We start from the raw sequence: 20,307 nt of genomic DNA, 5'->3' as shown, positions 1-20,307 counted from the left end.
TATAGGTTTGGATATAACTGTTTGGAGATCGAACAGCTTGATAGTGTGAGTATAGGTGAGCTTTATCAGCGGCTTAGATTATTTATACAGTTTTCTGCCCTAGCTTAATCTCAATCAAATTTTGGGTGTTGTTCGAATTGCCGCGCATGGGATAGGGCATCTTGCAGGGGGAGGGGTTTGCCGAAATAGAAGCCCTGTGCATCGCTACAACCGCAGGAGCGCAGTATTTCTGCTTCCACTTGCGATTCTATGCCTTCGGCGGTGGTATCCAGCATCAAAGCATCTGCCAGTTGGATAATGGCGTTGACTATGGCAAGGGCGCCCGTGTCTTTGGAAAGTGCGCTGACAAATGAGCGGTCAATTTTTAATTTATTGAGCGGGAAGGTGCGCAAGTAGGCGAGCGATGAATAGCCAGTGCCAAAATCATCCAGCGCTATGCGAACGCCGAGTTTGCGTAGCGCAGTCAAGGTTTCTTGCGCGGAAATATTGTCCTGAATCAACAGGGATTCAGTAATCTCCAGCTCGAGCCGCTCAGGTGCCAAACGACTAATCTGCAATGCCCAGCGCACAATATCGACTACATTGCCTTCACGAAATTGCACCGCGGACAAGTTAATGGCAACACGCCAATTGTTGGGCCATTTAGCCGCATATTTACAGGACTCTACCAGCACCCAGGTTCCAATAGGCACTATGAGGTTAGATTCTTCTGCCAGCGGAATAAACTGCGCTGGCGGAATCAATCCCAGCTCCGGGTGGCGCCAGCGAATTAGCGCTTCAAAACCTATGACTTCTTGCGTCGCTAATTTAATTTGCGGCTGAAAAAATATTTCGAATTGCCCCACGATAGGCGTCTGCGGCCACACCAAATCTTCGCTGAAGCGTTTGTTCAATAGTTTGTTGGTGGCAGCGTGTTCTTCTAATGCGGCGCGCATGTCGTTGAGCAAATGCAGTTTTTGTTGCGCGACTATTTCCATTCCCGGTTCATAAAAGCGGAAAGTATTACGCCCCGCAGATTTTGCTGCGTAAAGCGCCATGTCTGCATTTTTTAATAAGGTTTCTGTGTCATTACCGTGGTCAGGTGCGAGGGCGATTCCAATACTGCAGCCAATTTGTAAATTTTTTCCGTCGATTACGCAGGGCGCGACAAAGGTATTTAGTAGCCGTTGCGCCAACACGCTCGCTTGCGTGGCAGAATCTTCACCGTGGCTTATGATAGCGAATTCATCGCCGCCGAGGCGCGCTAATAAATCGTTGCTGCGCACAGTTTTTAATAAACGTTGTGCAATATTTTTCAATACCAAATCGCCCACGCCGTGGCCGAGTGAATCATTCACATTTTTAAAATTATCCAAATCTAAAAAGAATAAAGTGAAACAGCTAAACTGGTTTTGCTTTTTTAATGCTTCCAGTTGCATATAAAAATAATGGCGATTGGCGAGGTTGGTGAGTGAATCAAAATTAGCCAGGCGACGCATTTCCAATTCAGCGTTGTATTTGTGGGTGACATCCGCGCCCACACCACGCCAGCCAATAAATTGTTCTTTGTTATTTAATAAAGGTTTTGCGGTTAATTGCCACCAATGGCGCTCGCCATGAATTTGTATAGGAATTACCAGTTCGCGAAACGGCGTGCGGTTTAACAAATGTTGCTCAAGCTGGGTGATAGGATTGTTGTCAATGAATTCGATACGTGAATAGTCGGCATCAAACAATGCCGTAAAAGGCGTGTGCGTTAAACCACCGGCACGGGTGCCCAAAAGGCTGAGTAATTTCTTGGAGGGCGCGTGCAAAAAACCGGATGCATTGAGCTCCCACAACCAGTCGCTCGCGTGGGATTCAAAATCGTGCAGCAGCAAGCTGACAAGTTGTTGTTGATGCTCAGCCGTCGCTTCCGCCATAAGGCGAGCGCCAAATGTTTTTGCGCTGGCGATCACCGCAAAGCAAATAATAAATGCATACAAAAGAAGTAAGAGGGCCAGGTTCCAATTGCGCGCAATATCATCCTGGAAAATTGCAATTTCACAACCGAGTGTTAAAACGCAAACGTAACTGATTGCCGCTTGCGGTACAGTGGCGAGAGCAAAACCACCGGCGCAGATCATGCCGGTACAAATGGTTGTTAAGAGCAAGGTATTGGCAGAATCGGGATGGGAGTTAAACGTTAGTATTGGCAACATGCCCCAAATGATTGCCAGAACAGTTGCATGCAAGGTCGCACGTTTGAGTGCGCCTTTGGATACATGGGTTGGTGCGGGTAGCTTGCGTTGCTTTAACCAGGCGCGCGTGCCCAAAAAAATCGCCAGGGTTAAAAAAATTGACCAAATGCTAACGGCGTAAAAATAACTCGTGTTCCAATAGATCGCCAAAAGCACACAGGTATTGAATGCATTAGCGAGCATGGTGAGTGGAGTTAAACGCAAAATTGCTTTAATTTGCTGCGCGCGAAAACCTGCCGTAACTCCGGCATCAGCCTCATAAATACGAAATTGCGCCGCTAGAATTCGCGCTGCGTAACGCCAGCGTTTGGTGAAATAATCCATTGGAAAACTTTCACAGATTAAGGAAAAAAAGTTGCGCGCCAAGCTTATGGTTTGAATGTGTATGCTGGGCGCAAAATAAACATGAAACAGCTGATGCTTATATTCAGCCTAGTTGAGGGGAGGGGGGTGTCAAGGTTGGGCGAGCGCCATAGTTTGGGGGAAGTTGTCAGGGCACATCCTTGTGCCTTGGTACTGGATTGCGTTGATGGGACTATTTCTTTGGTTGTTCTATTTTTTAGGTTGTTCTACTACCGGTTCCGGTTTCTTCTCGATATTGGTTGGCAAAGGCATGTCGCGCTTGGCGTTGTCCAAATATTTCTCGGATTTTTCTTCGCTCAAAGGCGCCGGGCCCGGCAGATAATCACCCTCGGTTTTCACCAGCTTATCGTTCTCAAAATAAACGCTAAACAAATGCTTGGTATAGCTGCCATCGCTACCGCGTTTGATGCTGTAAAAATAATCCCAACGGTTATCGTTGAAGGTATCCGGCAGCAGGGTGTTGCCCAATACGAAACGCACTTGGCGCTTGTTCATTCCCAGCTTTAGCTGATCGACCATTTCAGGGGTGATAATGTGCCCTTGTTGAATGTTAAGTTTGTGCACGCTGGGGAACAATTTACAGCTGGCAAGACTAAACGCACACAGGGTGACCAGTAAAATACGACTGGCTAATTTCATAAGAGGGCTTCCACTAAATTATTTGAACACGGATAATACCCGAACCACAGGAATACTGAGAAGGTTTTGGGGGAAAAATGGCGGACGAAAACCAAGAGTTGCGCAAAGTAGGCCTTAAGGTCACCTTGCCGCGGATTAAAATCCTGCAAATGCTGGAATCCGCCGAGCAGCACCACATGAGCGCCGAGGATGTTTATAAGTCCTTGATGGAGCAGGGTGATGACGTTGGTTTGGCAACTGTTTATCGAGTTTTGACGCAATTTGAAACCGCAGGTTTGGTTGTTAGACACAACTTTGACGGCGGTCACTCGGTATTCGAAGTCGCCCGTGGCGAGCATCACGACCACATGGTCGATATAGATAGCGGAACTGTCATAGAGTTCCATAATGATGAAATTGAAGCCTTGCAGCGCAGAATCGCTGCTGATCACGGTTACGAATTAACCGACCATAGCTTGGTGTTGTACGTTAAGCCTTTAAAGCCGCAATAAGTATCTTCCTTTTGGCTGCGCGGACCAGAACCGCGCGCGCCAGACAGTCATTCTTTATCAAAACATACTTTTCTTCGTCTATAGCGCTATAGCTTTGCATCTCCCACTCATTAAGCGAGGTGTAAATGATGAAATTTGTTATTCGGTTATGCATTGCCGGTCTGATAGCTTGCGTGTTTATGGCCAATGCCCAGACCCCAGCCCAAACCCAGTCTCCCAAATTGGAGACAGCGGTAATTGAGTTGCAGTTAAAAAACTATAGCGAAGCCTGGGTCACGACAGATCCTGTTGCGCGCCGTACAAAGTTACAAAAGATTTGGGTACAGGATGCGACCCACGAAAGCCCATTTGGTCTTTCAGATGGTTTGGAAGCCATCAACAAAGAAATTGATGGCTTCGTCAAAACCTATCCCAACGTAAAAATCCAACTCACTACTCTCCATCGCACAGGTAACCATGTGTTGTGTAATTTTGTTGTCAATAAACCTGACGGCTCGCTGTTATTTAAAGGGGCGGATTACTTTGAATTCAATGAACAAGGCCTATTGAAAAAAGCAGTGGGGTTTGTACAGCAGGGTGCTTGACGCCATATTTGCGTAACCTCAGCGCTATTGTCTCGCTATGTGGAGCAATAGCTGGCAGAAGTGACAAGGTTAGTAGATAAAAGACTAGTAGATAAAAATATGAAGTGCAGGTGGTCGCATGTGTGACCACCTTTTGCTGTGCCCAACAAATGAATAGCTGCTATTTCAGTTGGGTATTAACAAATTTTACGACTTCCTCCACCGCTTTGGTACGCGTTGGGCCTTTTCTCAAGTGATGGTCATCGCCTTCAAGCTCGACTTTCTCAACTTGTTTATTGTTTTTGACTAAAGCCTTGTACATGTTTTCTGATTGCTCTGGAGATACAATTTTATCGTTTGCAGAGCTGATCAAAAGTGTCTTGGCTTTAAATTGCTGCGCAAATTTCTCGGGTGATCTACTCTCCAAATCTTTTTTATCAATGTCGCCATTGGCATTTGCTAATTGCCGCTCCCAATAAATAGTCTCCTCACTATTTTCAATATTGGTGTCTCTATCGTGAGCTAACATTGCGTTTAGGTCTCCAATGCCATTGATAGAAACTATGCATTTATACAAATCTGGTGTGAATGCTCCTCCTGCTAATGCTGCGTACCCACCATAACTGGAACCAACAATGCACACCTTTTCAGGGTCTATATAACCCTTATCGACAAAAAATTTCACGGCATCGGTAATATCGTCCTGCATTTTTCTGCCCCATTCACCCAAACCGGCGTTGCTAAATTTTGCGCCGAAACCTGACGAACCTCGGAATTGTGGTTGTATAACTAGATAACCTTGGCTAGCGAGCGCTTGTGCAAAATAATCAAAACCAATTTCGTCGTGCGCAGCTGGTCCACCGTGAGGATAAATAATCGCGGGCAATTTTTTGATTTCACTGGCTTTGCTGCGCGGAATAGTCAGAAGTGTTGGAATTTTCAAGCCATCGCGCGCTGTTACCTTAAGTTTACCGAGCGGGTTAATATCTGCTTGTTGAATTTGTGGGAGACCAGCGGTCAGGAATACAGGCGTCTGGTTTTCGCTAGCTAGGAAATAATCACTCGCGTAATTTGAACCTTGCACGTTAATAACAATATGTTTCCAGTCCGGCGACCAATCGGTTAGGTAAACAGAATGTTCTGGAAACTGTGCAATTAAATCTTTCATGCGTTGATCTAATGCGGCATCAAAGAATTTATAGCTGGGAGAAAAACCAGAGAAGCGTACACCTTGAACAACCCGGTGCAAGTCAACGAGTCCCGCTTCTATGTCGGCATCTTCTCTGCTTAACACAGCGTTGGTAATAGTTCCGTCAGAAAGCTTCATTAAGTTATAGGTGTCTCTACCCGTTTTTTCATCGCTTTCTACGAATACCAGCGATGCATAATCAGGCGTTAAGCCAACGAAATTTTTTTTACGAATAGTTGTTTTTTCAGTAAAAATTTCGGTCCATTTTCCGCCGTTAAGTTTGGAGCGAATTTTGTGCAAGCTATTGCGCTCGTCAAACTCTTCAATTGCAATCGTTTCGCCTTCTTTGTCAATAAAGAAATCTTTCACGCGTTGGCCGCCGCGCGTTGCGGGGGTGACTGCTCTTTTCGTCAAATCTACTTTGTATAAACTGTACTCGGAATTTGGGAACTGATTGTCCACGTCTGACCAAGCTGGCATATAAGCGTAGTGGCCATCCGGGCTTACCCCCACCACACGACCAAGTCCAGTTTGGCCTGCAAGAATTAGCTCGCCTGGAATCAGCAATTGGCGAATTTTTTTGTCTTTAATATCCAATACGTAGGCAGTGCTCAGATCGAACTGGCCACGGAATCCTTTAACGCGCGTGAAATCAGAGGCCACTAACTTGATCTTATCATCAGTAAAAAATTCGATAGTTTGTGGCTGGATCTTGGACACATCAGCCATAAACACAACTTTCTTTTCACTGAGGGAGTTAACAGTCACCATGTCTCGTCCGTCGCTGACACGGCGGAATGCAATAAGATTTCCGCTGGGGGAAATTGCGACCATTTGCGTAACGGGAAGTGCGCCGTAATCGCTAGCGCTTGGAGTTGCGAAAGTAGTGCTGCTTAGGAGTGTAGATAAAAAGAAAATACAGGTAAGAGCGCGTTTAATATCCATGTTGAAAATCCATCTAGGTATTTATTCTTGGTGCACAAGAAAACGCCTGAGTGACCCCGAGCTATTCCTTGCAGGTGTGAAAACAGGGTTAAGATGCCAGAGATGGTTTGAAAAGAAAACCCGATGCGCACGCAAATCCGCGTTTAATTATTATTTCGTGAAGCGGCTAACGACTTTCCAAAATTTCCCGCGCATGCGCCAGGGATTGTTCTGTCACTTTAGCGCCGCCGAGCATGCGGGCGATTTCGCCAACTTTGTCTTCGCCTTCCAAAAGCACAAGCGTGGATTCTGCGCTGGTTTTGGTGGATTTTTTACTGACCAATAAATGCTGGTGACCCTTGCTGGCGACTTGCGCCAAGTGGGTTACGCAAATGACCTGGCCTTTTTCACCCAGCTGACGTAAAAGTTTGCCGACTACATCGGCAGTTGCGCCGCCAATTCCCACATCCACTTCGTCAAATACCAAAGTTGGTGTGGCAGAGGTTTGTGCGGTGATGACTTGTATTGCCAGGCTAATACGCGAAAGCTCACCACCCGATGCAACTTTCGCGAGCGGTTTGGGCGCTTGGCCCGGGTTGGTGCTAATTAAAAACTCCACTTCTTCCAAACCATTGGCTGAAGGTTTATCAATCAAAGGATGCAAGTTCACGGTGAGCTTGGCATTTTCCATCGCCAAATTTTTGAGTTGTTCGTTAACTAATTTCGCGAGCGTCGTTGCCGATTTAAGACGTTTGTTGGAAAGCTGCCCGGCGAGTTGCAAAAAGGCGTTTTCTGCCGCAGTGACTTGTTGAGCGAGTTGATCCAGTTTCGCATCGCCGCTTTGCAGTTGGTCGAGTTCCAAACTTAAGCGCGCGGTAAATTCTTGCAACTCTTCCGGGCGAATGCGGTGTTTGCGAGCTATATCGTAAACGGCACTCAGGCGCTCCTCTACCAACTGCAAGCGTTCGGGGTCGAGATTAAAAGTATCTATGTGATGATCGATTTCGTGGCAAGCCTCTTCCACCTGAATTTGCGCGCTGATCAGTAATTCTTCGGCGGCAATTAGAGAGGCAGATTTTTCCGGCATATCGCGCAGGATATGGAGCGCGCGATGCAGATTGGTGTTAAGGCCAAGTTCGTCGTCGTTGCACAGCGCCAGTAATTCGTGGCTGCCTTGCAAAATATCGCCAGCATTTGCCAGGCTGCGCTGTTCAGCTTCCAATTTTTCCAGCTCGCCGGGTTGCAAGCCCAGCTGGTCCAATTCGCTCACTTGATAGCTCAGCAGTTGAAAACGTGCGCTTACTTCTGCAGCGTTATCGCGCAAATGTAAATAATGTTCCAAACGGCTTTGCCATTCGCGGTAGGCGAGGCGTACTTGCTTGGCAAGTTCGGCCTGGCCGCCGAATTCGTCTAGCAGGCGACGATGAGTTTCTTTTAACAGGAGTGATTGATGCTCATGCTGGCTGTGGATATCAATCAGCATTTCGCCAAGCATGCGCAATTGCTGCAAAGTGGCTGGTTGGCCGTTAATGTAGGATTTGGATTTACCCTCATTGTTAATCAGGCGGCGCAGCAAGCATTCGTTGGGCGAATCGATTTGTTGCAAGTCGTTAGCGACTAACCATTCTTGTGCGGCGGGAATGCGGCTGGTATCAAAACTGGCGGTAATGTCTGCGCGGGTCGCGCCCAGGCGCACGCGATCAGCCTCTGCGCGGTCACCCAAGGTCTGGCCAAGGGCGTCGAGTAAAATGGATTTCCCCGCACCTGTCTCACCGGTAATGACTGTCATACCGGGCCTCATATCGAGATCGAGCTTTTCTACTAAAGTGAAATTTTGGATACTGAGATGAGTGAGCATGGCGCGGCTCCGTGCAACGTGAAAAGAGCAAAAATATTATCTGGCTGTTTATACAGTAAATGCGCTAAATGGGCTAGCCTCCCGGTCACTAAAAATCCAGCTATAGTTATTCGTTATCAATTTACTGTAAAAATGAGAAAAGTCTGACGCCGATATAGTCTTATGGACTATAATCTGCGTTCACAATAATTAAGCTGTACGATCCTGAAAGCTATAACTCCACCAAAAAATCATCGGGCGTCTCATGAAGGAGAAAGTCATGCAATTTAATCGCCGTTTTAACCTTGCGCCACTGGCGCTGCTAGGCAGTTTGCTGGTCTCAAGCGTGGCAGTTCACGCAGAAACACCAGCGGCCTGTAAAGATTTGAAGAAAGGCGCAACCTGTAAATATCTTGAGCCATCGCTAACCCCACAAGAGCGCGCTGCTGATTTGGTGTCGCGTATGACGCTGGAAGAAAAAGCTGCCCAGCTCGGCCACACCGCACCTGCTATTCCACGCCTCGGTGTGCCCCAATACAACTGGTGGAACGAAGGTTTGCACGGTGTAGCTCGCGCGGGTTTCGCGACTGTGTTCCCGCAAGCCATTGGTATGGCGGCATCCTGGGACGAACCTATGATGCAAAAAGTTGGCGATGTCGTCAGTACTGAATTCCGCGCTAAATACATCGAGCATTTGCACCCCAACGGTGGTTCTGATTTCTACCGTGGCCTAACGGTCTGGTCGCCCAACATCAATATTTTCCGTGATCCACGCTGGGGCCGCGGCCAGGAAACTTACGGTGAAGACCCGTACCTCACCTCGCGTATCGGTATTGGTTACATCAAAGGTTTGCAGGGCGATGACCCCAAGTTCTTTAAAACTATCGCCACGTCCAAGCACTTTGCGGTACACAGCGGGCCGGAATCCAACCGCCATAAAGAAAGCGTGTATCCAACACCGCACGATCTGGAAGACACTTATTTGCCTGCTTTCCGCGCGACTGTGACGGAAGCGAATGTGCAATCGGCCATGTGCGTTTATAACGCGGTTAATGGCGTACCCGGCTGTGCCAACGAAGAGTTGATGGAAAACTACCTGCGTAAATCCTGGGGCTTTAAAGGTTACGTAGTATCTGACTGTGGTGCCGCCGCCAACATCTACCGCGAAGATAGCTTGCACTACAAGAAAACACCGGAAGAGGGTGTTGCTGCAGGTATTAAAGCCGGTATGGATTTAATTTGTGGTGACTACCGCAACCATATGACTACTGAGGTTCAGCCGATTATCAATGCTGTTAAGCAAGGTCTCTTGCCGCAAGCCGTTGTTGATAAGTCGTTGGTTCGCCTGTTTGTAGGCCGCATCCAATTGGGTATGTTTGAGCCATCCTTGCCCTTCGCCAATATTAAGAAAACAGATTACGACACAGCTGCAAACCACGCGGTGTCTTTGGATATGGCCAAAAAAGCGATGGTTCTGCTGAAGAACGATGGCCTGTTGCCACTCAAAAAAGCACCTAAAACCATCGCCGTCATCGGCCCTAATGCTGATAGTTACGATGCTTTAGTGGGCAACTATTACGGTAAGCCATCCAATCCGGTCACTGTAGTGGACGGTATTCGCGCGCGCTTCCCTGAGTCCAAAATCGTTTACGTGGAAGGTACAGGTTTGGTGGGCCCAGCTGAGCCGCCCGTGCCTGATTCAGCCTTCTGCCTTGACGCCGCTTGCAAAACCCCAGGTTTAAAAGCTGAGCATTACGCGGGTGCAAAACTCGCCGGTGCTGCGACTCTAACCCAAACTGATACAGGTGCGCATTTTGAGTGGAAGGGCGAAGAGCGTGAATCCTCTATCCGTTGGACGGGTTTCATCAAAGCACCCGCAAGCGGTGATTATCAATTCCGTTTCTCCAGTGAAGGCGGCTACCGCGTTTGGGTGGGCGACAAATTGGTGGTGGACGAGTGGGGCGTAGGCGATGCGCCTTCAATGCTCGCGGGCTCAACCACTTTGAAAGCCGGTGAAATTTACCCTGTTAAAGTTGAAGCCTTCCAAATTGGCCCAATTGGCGATCAAAAGCTGGTATGGAGCTTACCGGGTGATGCAGGTAAAGAAGCTGTCGATGCAGCGAAAAAAGCTGACTTGGTTGTCTTCGTAGGCGGTTTGTCTGCCCGCGTGGAAGGCGAAGAGATGAAAGTGAAAGCTGATGGCTTTGCCGGCGGCGACCGCACCAGTCTCGATTTGCCAGCGCCGCAGCAAAAACTGCTTGAGCGCCTGCACGCTACCAAGAAACCATTGGTATTGGTGTTGATGAACGGCAGTGCCTTGTCTGTAAACTGGGCTGATAAAAATGTTCCAGCCATTGTTGAAGCCTGGTACCCAGGTAGTGAAGGCGGTACTGCAGTCGCTCAATTGCTGGCGGGTGATTACAGCCCGGCGGGTCGCTTACCTGTAACTTTCTACAAGTCTGCTGATCAATTGCCAGCCTTTGGCGATTACAAAATGGATGGTCGTACCTACCGTTACTTTAAGGGCGATGTGCTTTATCCATTCGGCCACGGTTTGAGCTACACCAGCTTTAACTACGCAGTACCAAGCTTGTCGACCAAAACCCTTAAGGCGGGCGATGCGCTTGATGTGACTGTTGATGTGACCAACGCCGGCAAGGTGGATGGTGATGAAGTAGTTCAGCTCTACATCACCAAACCAAATGATACTGCCAACCCGGTATTGGCTGGCTTCGCTCGTGTAAACCTCAAGGCTGGCCAAACCAAACCAGTTACCTTGAAGGTTGATGCACGTGCACTGTCCCTTGTAGATGCCAAAGGCGTTCGCAAAGTACAAGCCGGTGATTACACCCTGCATTTGGGTGGCGGCCAGCCTAAGTACGCGAAAACAGCTGCGGCGCGTTTGAGTGTTACAGGTGAGGTTGAATTGCCCAAGTAAGCCCAAGGGCAAGATTAAAAGGCGATACCCGCAAGGGTGTCGCCTTTTTTTATGCGTGATGTAAAGCAGTTTTCACCGCACTTGAATCCGCCAATCCCAACCCCATATAGCGAGCACTGATTTGTTTTGCGGCAAGCAAGCCGCCTGAAAATATGTAGGAGAACCCAAGTGTCCACAGAAGATTACCAAGACATCCAAAACGCCGACGCCAAGGCAGATACCGAGGCCAACGAAGCGCCAGAAGTCAGCATTGAAGGCCTGCAGGCCCAGTTAGCAACTTTGGCTGCCGCTTACGAATCTGCAAAAGAACAATCCTTACGCTCACAGGCAGAGGCGCAAAACGCACGCCGCCGCGCAGAGCAAGATATCGAAAAAGCGCACAAATTCGGCCAGGACAAAATCGTTAATGATTTATTGCCGGTGGTAGATAACCTTGAGCGCGCACTCTCCACTATTGACGCAAGCAATGAAGCTTTCACCGCAATTGCAGAAGGTATCCAGCTGACTCACAAATCCTTTATCGATGCGCTTGCGCGTCACCAGGTGATCGTTGTGAATCCACACGGTGAACCTTTTGATCCAAATTTACATCAGGCCGTTTCTGCCGTTCCCAATCCAGATGTAGAGCCAAATACCGTTATCAATGTGTTCCAAAAAGGTTACACCTTGCATGGTCGTTTATTGCGCCCGGCGATGGTCGTCGTTTCAAAAGCGCCATAAATAGGGCGATCTAGTTAAACGGAGAGTCGTCATCCTCGTAGAGGATCCAGTGACTTAAAAAGCCAGGACGCTGGATCCTCTGCGAGGATGACGATGAAATGAACTGTGAGATGAAGCTGCAATATCACCAAATTTTGTAAGGAATTTTTAATCGCTGACCTTGAATTACATTTGTCAGCTCCAATATAGATTTCAACGGTAGGGAAAAGCCTGCAACTCGCTGCCAAAATGCAGGAGATGCAAAGCAAAACCACCATTAATTAACATCGCGCTGATTGCTTTTTATAGAAAGGGTCCGCGCCGCAACAGAGAAATCTCGTCACAGAGAAAGTATCAGAGATAAGAGGAGCAATATTATGGGTAAAATTATCGGCATCGACTTGGGTACCACCAACTCTTGCGTATCAGTATTAGAAGGCGGCAAGCCAAAAGTTATCGAGAACGCCGAAGGCGATCGCACCACGCCATCCATTATTGCGTTCACTAACGACGACGAAATTCTTGTCGGCCAATCTGCAAAACGCCAATCAGTAACCAACCCGCACAACACTTTGTACGCGGTAAAGCGTTTGATCGGCCGTAAATTTAAAGACGATGTTGTACAGAAAGATATCAAAATGGTTCCGTACAAAATCGTTGCTGCCGATAACGGCGACGCATGGGTAGAAATCAAAGGCGATAAAAAAGCACCGCCACAAATTTCTGCTGAAGTATTAAAGAAAATGAAAAAAACCGCTGAAGATTATCTCGGCGAATCTGTAACAGAAGCAGTAATTACCGTTCCTGCTTACTTCAATGACTCACAACGTCAAGCAACAAAAGACGCAGGCCGTATCGCAGGCTTGGATGTAAAACGTATCATCAACGAACCAACCGCTGCTGCATTGGCTTACGGTTTGGATAAAGGCGTAGGTGATCGCACTATCGCAGTTTATGACTTGGGTGGTGGTACTTTCGATATTTCTATTATCGAAATTGCAGACGTAGATGGCGAACACCAATTTGAAGTGCTTTCAACCAACGGCGATACATTCCTTGGCGGTGAAGATTTCGATATGCGTTTGATCGAATTTCTCGCAGACACTTTCAAGAAAGATACTGGCATTGATTTGCACAACGATCCGCTCGCACTGCAACGCTTAAAAGAAGCGGCAGAAAAAGCGAAAATCGAATTGTCATCAAGCCAACAAACTGAAGTGAATTTGCCATACATCACCGCTGATGCAACTGGCCCAAAACACTTGGTTGTTAAATTAACTCGTGCGAAGTTGGAATCTTTGGTTGAAGATTTAGTGGCTCGTTCAATGGAGCCAGTAAAACAAGCGATTAAAGATTCAGGCGTAGATTTGAAAAAAATCGACGACGTCATTTTGGTAGGCGGTCAAACCCGTATGCCATTAGTGCAAAAAGCCGTAGCAGATTTCTTCGGCAAAGAGCCACGTAAAGACGTAAACCCTGACGAAGCTGTAGCAATCGGTGCTGCAATTCAAGGTTCTGTTTTGTCTGGTGACACCACCAACGTATTGTTGTTGGACGTAACTCCCTTAACTCTCGGTATCGAAACCATGGGTGGCGTTGCAACTCCATTGATCGACAAAAACACCACGATTCCTACCAAGAAATCACAAGTGTTTTCGACAGCAGATGACAACCAGTCAGCAGTAACGATTCACGTGGTTCAAGGTGAGCGCAAACAAGCATCACAAAACAAATCACTTGGTCGTTTCGATTTGAGTGACATTCCACCAGCGCCACGTGGCATGCCGCAAATCGAAGTTACTTTTGACATCGACGCTAACGGTATTTTGAATGTAAGCGCGAAAGACAAAGCAACTGGCAAAGAGCAATCCATCGTGATCAAAGCATCATCTGGTTTGTCTGATGCTGAAATCGAAAAAATGGTAAAAGACGCAGAAGCAAACGCAGAAGCAGATCGCAAGTTTGCTGAAGTAGTCACTGCACGCAACACACTTGACGGTTTGATTCACGCAACTGAAAAAACCGTAAAAGAAGCGGGCGATAAAGCAACTGCAGAAGAAAAATCTGCAATTGAAGCTGCGTTGACTGAAGCACGTGATGCGTTGAAAGCAGATGATCTGGCGAAGATTGAAGCTGCAACCACCAAGTTGACTGAAGCTTCTGGCTCACTCGCACAAAAACTTTACGCTGAGCAGCAAGCAGCTGGCGCACAGGGTGGCCCAGGTGCGCAACAAGCTGGCGGCAAACCAGAAGATGATGGTGTTGTAGATGCTGAGTTTGAAGAAGTAAAAGACAAGTAAGTTGCATGCGGTAAATTCTAAAAAATTTGCCGCATGTAAATGATAAAACAAATGCGGGCTTGCCCGCATTTGTCGTGTAAGAAACTTAAGAAATTTATTCTAATAGGGAGTCGTCATCCTCAGCTAGGCGCCAGCCGCTTGCGGGGATCCAGCTCTTGATTTTCATTCCTTAAAAGCTGGATTTTCGCTCGCCGGAACGCGTAGTTGAGAATGACAGCAGAAACCAAATAAATATTGGTGAATTGGTGTAACCATGGCAAAACGCGATTATTACGAAGTGCTCGGCGTCGAAAAAGGCGTAGACGCTGCTGATTTGAAAAAAGCCTATCGCCGCGTGGCGATGAAATTTCACCCCGATAGAAATCCGGATGATCCAAAAGCCGAAGAAAAATTCAAAGAAGCAAACGAAGCTTATGAAGTTCTGTCGGACGACCAAAAACGCGCTGCCTATGATCGCTTCGGTCACGCGGGCGTAGAAGGTCAAGCAGGCGGTGGCGGCGGTGCAGGCTATAGCAACTTCAGCGATATTTTCGGCGATGTCTTTGGCGATATTTTTGGTGGCGGTGGTGGCCGTCGCGGTGGGCCAACACGTGGCTCCGATTTACGCTACAACCTCGAATTAAATTTAGAAGAAGCGGTAAAAGGCACCACCACACAAATCAAAGTTCCTACGCTGGTTTCGTGCAAAACCTGTGATGGTTCCGGCGCAAAAGCAGGCAGCAAACCTGTTACCTGTACAACTTGTGGCGGCCACGGCCAAGTGCGCATGCAGCAAGGCTTTTTCTCCGTACAACAAACCTGCCCGAATTGCCGCGGTCGCGGAACTATTATTGCTGACCCCTGCAAATCTTGTAACGGTCAGGGCCGCGTAGAAGAAACCAAAACTCTGCAAGTTAAAGTACCAGCAGGTGTTGATACCGGTGATCGCATTCGTTTAAGTGGCGAAGGCGAAGCAGGTGAATCCGGTGGGCCATCAGGTGATTTATACGTGCAAGTTCACGTGCGCGAACACGCCATCTTCAAACGCGAAGGCGCAGATTTATATTGCGAAGTTCCCATTGATTTTGTGGATGCGGCGCTTGGCGGTGAATTGGAAGTTCCAACATTAGATGGTCGCGTGAAATTAAAAGTTCCGGCAGAAACGCAAACCGGTAAGTTGTTTAAGTTACGCGGTAAAGGTGTAACGCCAGTGCGCGGCGGTGGAGTGGGGGATTTGCTCTGTCGTGTAGTGGTGGAGACTCCGGTGAACCTCACTAACAAGCAGAAAGAAATGCTGAGAGATTTCCAAGCGAGTATGAAAGGCGGGAAGTTCTCGCCCAAACAATCGAGTTGGTTGGATGGGGTTAAGAAGTTTTTTAATGACTAATAAGTAGTTGAAAACGAAACGGGCTGATTGAGAAATCAGCCCGTTTTTTGTTTTAAATATAATAGACTTTTTGCTGGCTCATTAATTCAGTTGATATGGAGGTTTAAAATCTTGAAAACAGTTTATGTCATAGGAGCGGGCGCCAGTTATGAGGCTAATTTACCTACAGGCGATATGCTGAAAGGTGAAATAGCAACACTATTGAATATGAAGTTTAATCACCACGAGCAAACATCTGGTGATTATGAAATTCAGCAATCGTTGAGGCTTCATACAGAAGAAGATAGAACATTCAATTCGCTAAATGAGTATTTGCGTGAGTGCCGACATATTAGTGAAAATATGCCATTGGCAATATCAATTGATAATTTTATAGATTCACAAAGAGAAAATGATAAGTTAGCTCTCTGTGGAAAGTTAGCCATCACAAAATCTATTTTAAAAGCCGAAAAAGGAAGCAAGCTATTTTTCGATAGGAATAATGGTCAGAGAACATTAAATTTTTCTTCTCTTGAAAAAACTTGGTATCTGTTATTTTTTCGAACCATTACAGAGAATTGTAGTGTTGAAGACCTCCTACTAAGATTCCAGAATATTACTTTGATTATCTTTAATTATGACCGATGTGTTGAACATTTTCTTCTGCAAGCACTAACGAGTTATTACCGTCTTTCACAGGATGCGGCAGCCTCAATAATTAGTAATTTAACAATTATTCACCCTTACGGGACTGTTGGTGCCCTTTCATGGCTTAATCCTAAGAGGTCGGTAGCGATAGAGTTTGGCGGCGAACTTCATGTTAGTCAGTTGGTTGCCTATGCGAATGGAATCAGAACATTTACAGAGGGCGCCCATTCTGAGTCTATGGAAATACTAGAAGCTAATATGAAAAATGCTGAGCGGTTAGTATTTTTAGGCTTTGCTTTTCATCGATTGAATATGAATTTACTTCGTGGAAGCTCCAATGGATATGACAGCGAGAATGCTATTAAATGCATCGCAACTGCTTTTGAAATGTCAAAAAGTGATCGAGATTCTATAGCTGAATCTATTCAATATTTATACAATTGCCCTGTTTATGTTCATATTGAAAACTCAACGTGTAATAAAATTTTTAAGGATTACTCTAGAAGCTTAGGGTTTTCATAATTAAATAAATTCTTTTATGGTTTGGATGACAATACCTAACATTCTCTTACAATTTCAGATTTATTTTCGTCTCCTGGTGAGTCACTTTTTTTCATAAAGGCCATCCATGGCCTTTACCCTTCGGGCAGCTTCGCTGTGCAAAATTACTATCCTGTAATTTTGTGCTTCGCCGAAAGAAAAGTAACCAAAAGAAAGGCGACCCGGTTCGCCCCTTATCCTGCGCGCTTCAGAAAATCGCTGTCGTTCCGACGCGACATCCTTGTCGCGTAGTCACTAAAACAAACTTCCTGTTTGTTTTCCAACGATTTTCTTCTAGTGCTCGGGGTGCTCGCATGGGATGAAGAGCAAAGAGCAAAGGCTGGATCCCCGCTGCGCGAGGATGACGACTCCCTGCTTGGATATAACTCGATAGTGATAGATAAAGCTGTCTGCGTTTAATAGGTTTGATTTGGCTTACGGTTTTAGATTATATTTTTACGAAACACGAAACACGAAACACGAAACACGAAACACGAAACACGAAACACACTTATATCTTATTAAGTAGGGAATCGTCATCCTCGCGCAGCGGGGATCCAGCTCTTGCTTTTAAAAAGGAATTTGAATTGAAAAATCCTGCCGTATATATCCTCGCCAGCAAAAAAGATGGAACACTGTACATTGGTGTAACCAGCAATTTACCCCAGCGTATTTGGCAACATAAGAATCATCTAACCGAAGGTTTCACCAAAAAATATAACGCCACTAATTTAGTGTATTACGAACTAACAGAAACAATGGAATCTGCAATAGCTCGTGAAAAAACACTTAAGAAAATTGGGCGTGAAGAGAAAATACAACTAATCGAAGCTAGCAATCCTGATTGGTTGGACTTGTACGAGAGAATAACTTAAGAACAAAAGCTGGATCTCCGCTTCGCGAAGATGACGATTCCCTACTTATGTAGATTTTTGCCTTATTCCCAAGTTTCACCTTCGTGAAAAAATGGCTCTCCGCTTTTTTGCTTTTGCTGTTACACCCCCTTATCGCTTCGCCGAGTACTCATTCAGGCCATCCATGGCCTTCACCCTTCGGGCAGCTTCGCTGTGCAAAAATGCTCCTGCGTTTTTGTGGAGGAAAATTTCCGTCAAACAAACAGGACGTTTGTTTGAGTGACTACGCGGCAAGGATGCCGCGTCGGAACGACGGATATTTTCCGAAGCGCACGGAAACACGAAGACGTAGGGTGCACTTTCTTTTGGTTCCTTTTCTTTATGCAAGTAAAGAAAAGGAACTCGCCAAGAGGCGAAATGAAATCTATAAAATTAGAGATGCAAAACAAAGTCACTGGATTCCCTGCGGGGATGACGATAAGAAAGTTAAGTCGCCAAACCTAAAACTACTTTCAATCCATCTTTTGCTCATCTATCATCCCCCAACTAAAAATAATTGTAACCCCCGGCTTTGGTCATCTGTCTCTATCACTCAATTTATATTAGTGAATTAGGGAGACATCTGAGTGCGTATCATTTTATGTGTGTTATGGCTATTGCCTAGCTTGGCAATGGCTGAAGTAAATTACGGAAACTGGTTGGCCGGTTCAATTGTTAAGCGCTACACCCCAACAATCGACGCAATGACCCATCACGGCTGGGATCACTCCAATAGTGCAATTTTGCACGGCATCGAAAAAATCTATTTAAAAAATCACGATAAAAAATACCTCAGGTACATCAAAGCCTATGCTGACCAATTCGTAAATGCGGATGGCAGCATTAAAGGCCTATTGCTGACTTTGGATGGTATGCACCCTGGCGTTATTTGTTTATTTTTATATGAACAAACGGGCGATAAGAAATATCTACTTGCAGCCAAAACCATGCGTGACCATTTGATTGGTACGCCTATCAAACCCTCCCAATTTAATAAAACGCCAGAAGGTGGCTACTGGCACAAAACCGACGAAAAATATAAAAATGTAATGTCGGTGGACGGCTTGTACATGGCTTATCCGTTTCTGGTTCACTACGCCGTTATCGCTAATGAAAAAGAGTTGTTGGATGTTGCGGCCAAACAGATCTTGTTAGCTGCTGAACGATCCTACAACATAAAAGCGAACTTGCCTTATCACGCATGGAATTACGATAAAGAAAAACCTTGGGCTAATAAAATTACGGGCACGTCCTCGCAATTTTGGTCGCGCACAACGGGCTGGTATTCCATGGCCTTGGTGGATGTGTTGGAATATTTTCCTAAAGATCACCCCGCATACAATAATATTTTGTTGGCTTTCCAAAGTTTGGCGCAAGGTATAAAGGCTTCGCAAAATCCACAAGATGGTTTGTGGTATCAAGTGTTGGATGCTTATGACAAACCACTCAATTACCCCGAAACCAGCGGCTCAGCCATGATTGTTTATGCTTTGCAAAAAGGCGTAAATTTAAAATTGATTGATGCGGCTTATCATGATATTGCGGAAAAAGGTTGGTCTGGGATAAAAACCAAAGTTGCAACCTTTAATGACGGTGGTCCGCAAATTAATTCTGTGGCGCCGCCTATGGGCAGCCAAATTAATTACGACGGTTATGTAGCAATTCGCCCCGTGAGTGTTCCTGTTGCAGAGGGAGCACATTATCCACACGGTTATATTGGTGTGCTAATGGCGGCTTCGGTAATGGAAAATTAACTATCATTCCTGCAATTTTGTGGTTCCTTTTTCTTTATGCAAGTAAATAAAAGGAGCTCGCCAAGAGGCGAAATAAATGTTCGATTTGAACTCAATTCCCTTCATCTTAAAAAACGTTTAAATAATTCTACTATATCAGCGAATTACTTCTCATCAGATCGAAAAAAACTCATGCAGAATAAGCGTTCCCCAATATTGCGCTAAGTCCCCATCGCTACCAACAAACAATTTGCTAAAGCAAGGAATCAAAGTGAAGTTAACAATAAAAAACCTTTCCAGTTTAATTTCTGTAATAACACTGCAGCTTTTCCTAATGCTATCTGCGCAGGCGGCTGTTCTTGCCACAAGCCAATTGGTTACTCCTTTAATCCCTGGCTCACAAAAATCCTTGTCGATAGATTTGCTATCCATAGATCCTAAACAACCTGTATGGGTTATATATCAAATGGTGGGTGTGTCGGCAGATGCGAAACCTGAAGGAGAAATGGTGCTCGACTCTTCATTTGAAATGATTCCGCTTTCCATGGGAGATTCCGTTGTGGTTTTCAAACCAAAAAATATGGAAATCGTTAAGGCGACCAAAGGTTTGGGGGATCAACTAACGGCAAACGTTGGTGAGCGTAAGCCAGAAGAATTAAAAGCGATGTTTGGGGCTGACATGTATGCAGCCTATGAAGCAATCAGTAGAAATGAAGGTACATATCTTACGGGCACTATCGTCAAAGAATACCAAACCGATGGTAAACGGGATGTAAGATTGATGACCAGTTTCAATCGGGTCAAAGGTATACAGCCGGTAATGCTTAATGTAATTGTGGGGCAGGGCGAGATTCCCGCCCGATATAAACAGTTTGGTAAAAAGTCTCTTTCCCCCGAAAAAATAATTACCGCGTTAATTTCATTTGCTATAGCTGGGGTTTGGCTGATGCGCCGCCGTAAACAATAGGATGTATTGTTTAAGTTGG

14 protein-coding genes are annotated in these 20,307 nt (G+C 46.0%); 10 read left to right on the top strand and 4 right to left on the bottom strand.

Going from position 1 to position 20,307, the window contains the following annotated elements; genetic code table 11:
• Positions 1 to 110: 110 nt before the first annotated feature.
• Entirely contained in the window at positions 111 to 2,543 is a 2,433-nt protein-coding gene (locus tag IE104_RS14330; protein ID WP_189419777.1) for a putative bifunctional diguanylate cyclase/phosphodiesterase, read from the bottom strand.
• A gap of 228 nt (positions 2,544 to 2,771) precedes the next feature.
• Positions 2,772 to 3,221: an outer membrane protein assembly factor BamE gene (locus IE104_RS14325; protein WP_189419775.1), complete on the bottom strand. Its 450-nt coding sequence runs from the start codon at positions 3,219 to 3,221 to the stop codon at positions 2,772 to 2,774.
• A 77-nt stretch (positions 3,222 to 3,298) separates the two neighbouring features.
• Here IE104_RS14325 and fur point away from each other — a divergent pair, with 77 nt between their 5' ends.
• Complete coding sequence (fur, locus tag IE104_RS14320) at positions 3,299 to 3,712, top strand: ferric iron uptake transcriptional regulator (RefSeq protein WP_189419773.1); 414 nt, start codon at positions 3,299 to 3,301, stop codon at positions 3,710 to 3,712.
• Positions 3,713 to 3,837: 125 nt separating this feature from the next.
• Positions 3,838 to 4,296 carry a nuclear transport factor 2 family protein gene (locus IE104_RS14315; RefSeq protein ID WP_189419771.1) on the top strand — a complete coding sequence of 153 codons (459 nt, stop codon included), beginning with the start codon at positions 3,838 to 3,840 and terminating at the stop codon, positions 4,294 to 4,296.
• 160 nt (positions 4,297 to 4,456) lie between these two features.
• Here the strand turns inward: IE104_RS14315 and IE104_RS14310 are convergent, their stop codons facing one another.
• Both IE104_RS14310 and recN read right to left on the bottom strand, forming a co-directional pair.
• A complete protein-coding gene (locus IE104_RS14310; RefSeq protein ID WP_189419769.1) occupies positions 4,457 to 6,409 on the bottom strand; it encodes an alpha/beta hydrolase family protein in 1,953 nt (650 codons plus the stop codon).
• Positions 6,410 to 6,575: 166 nt separating this feature from the next.
• Entirely contained in the window at positions 6,576 to 8,246 is a 1,671-nt protein-coding gene (recN, locus tag IE104_RS14305; RefSeq protein ID WP_189419767.1) for a DNA repair protein RecN, read from the bottom strand.
• 259 nt (positions 8,247 to 8,505) lie between these two features.
• On the opposite strand from recN, the gene IE104_RS14300 reads away from it, so the two are divergent.
• From IE104_RS14300 to IE104_RS14265, 8 genes are all read left to right on the top strand, one after another.
• Positions 8,506 to 11,163: a glycoside hydrolase family 3 protein gene (locus IE104_RS14300; protein ID WP_189419765.1), complete on the top strand. Its 2,658-nt coding sequence runs from the start codon at positions 8,506 to 8,508 to the stop codon at positions 11,161 to 11,163.
• A 168-nt stretch (positions 11,164 to 11,331) separates the two neighbouring features.
• Positions 11,332 to 11,883 (top strand): nucleotide exchange factor GrpE, encoded by a 552-nt coding sequence (gene grpE / locus IE104_RS14295; protein ID WP_268247526.1) that lies wholly within the window; start codon positions 11,332 to 11,334, stop codon positions 11,881 to 11,883.
• 356 nt (positions 11,884 to 12,239) lie between these two features.
• On the top strand, positions 12,240 to 14,162 hold the full coding sequence (gene dnaK / locus IE104_RS14290; protein WP_189419763.1) for a molecular chaperone DnaK: 1,923 nt from the start codon (positions 12,240 to 12,242) through the stop codon (positions 14,160 to 14,162).
• A 253-nt stretch (positions 14,163 to 14,415) separates the two neighbouring features.
• Complete coding sequence (gene dnaJ, locus IE104_RS14285) at positions 14,416 to 15,528, top strand: molecular chaperone DnaJ (RefSeq protein WP_189419761.1); 1,113 nt, start codon at positions 14,416 to 14,418, stop codon at positions 15,526 to 15,528.
• Between the two features lie 111 nt (positions 15,529 to 15,639).
• Entirely contained in the window at positions 15,640 to 16,677 is a 1,038-nt protein-coding gene (locus tag IE104_RS14280) for a hypothetical protein (RefSeq protein ID WP_189419759.1), read from the top strand.
• A gap of 605 nt (positions 16,678 to 17,282) precedes the next feature.
• Positions 17,283 to 17,570 (top strand): GIY-YIG nuclease family protein, encoded by a 288-nt coding sequence (locus tag IE104_RS14275; RefSeq protein ID WP_189419757.1) that lies wholly within the window; start codon positions 17,283 to 17,285, stop codon positions 17,568 to 17,570.
• Positions 17,571 to 18,175: 605 nt separating this feature from the next.
• Positions 18,176 to 19,342: a glycoside hydrolase family 88/105 protein gene (locus IE104_RS14270; protein WP_229837957.1), complete on the top strand. Its 1,167-nt coding sequence runs from the start codon at positions 18,176 to 18,178 to the stop codon at positions 19,340 to 19,342.
• A 250-nt stretch (positions 19,343 to 19,592) separates the two neighbouring features.
• Positions 19,593 to 20,288 (top strand): hypothetical protein, encoded by a 696-nt coding sequence (locus IE104_RS14265; RefSeq protein ID WP_189419755.1) that lies wholly within the window; start codon positions 19,593 to 19,595, stop codon positions 20,286 to 20,288.
• Positions 20,289 to 20,307 lie beyond the last annotated feature (19 nt).

The organism is Cellvibrio zantedeschiae, assembly GCF_014652535.1.
In the GTDB taxonomy this organism is placed as follows: Bacteria; Pseudomonadota; Gammaproteobacteria; order Pseudomonadales; family Cellvibrionaceae; genus Cellvibrio; species Cellvibrio zantedeschiae.
Note: the sequence above shows the minus strand (reverse complement) of the source record. Positions and strands in the feature narration are given on the sequence as shown.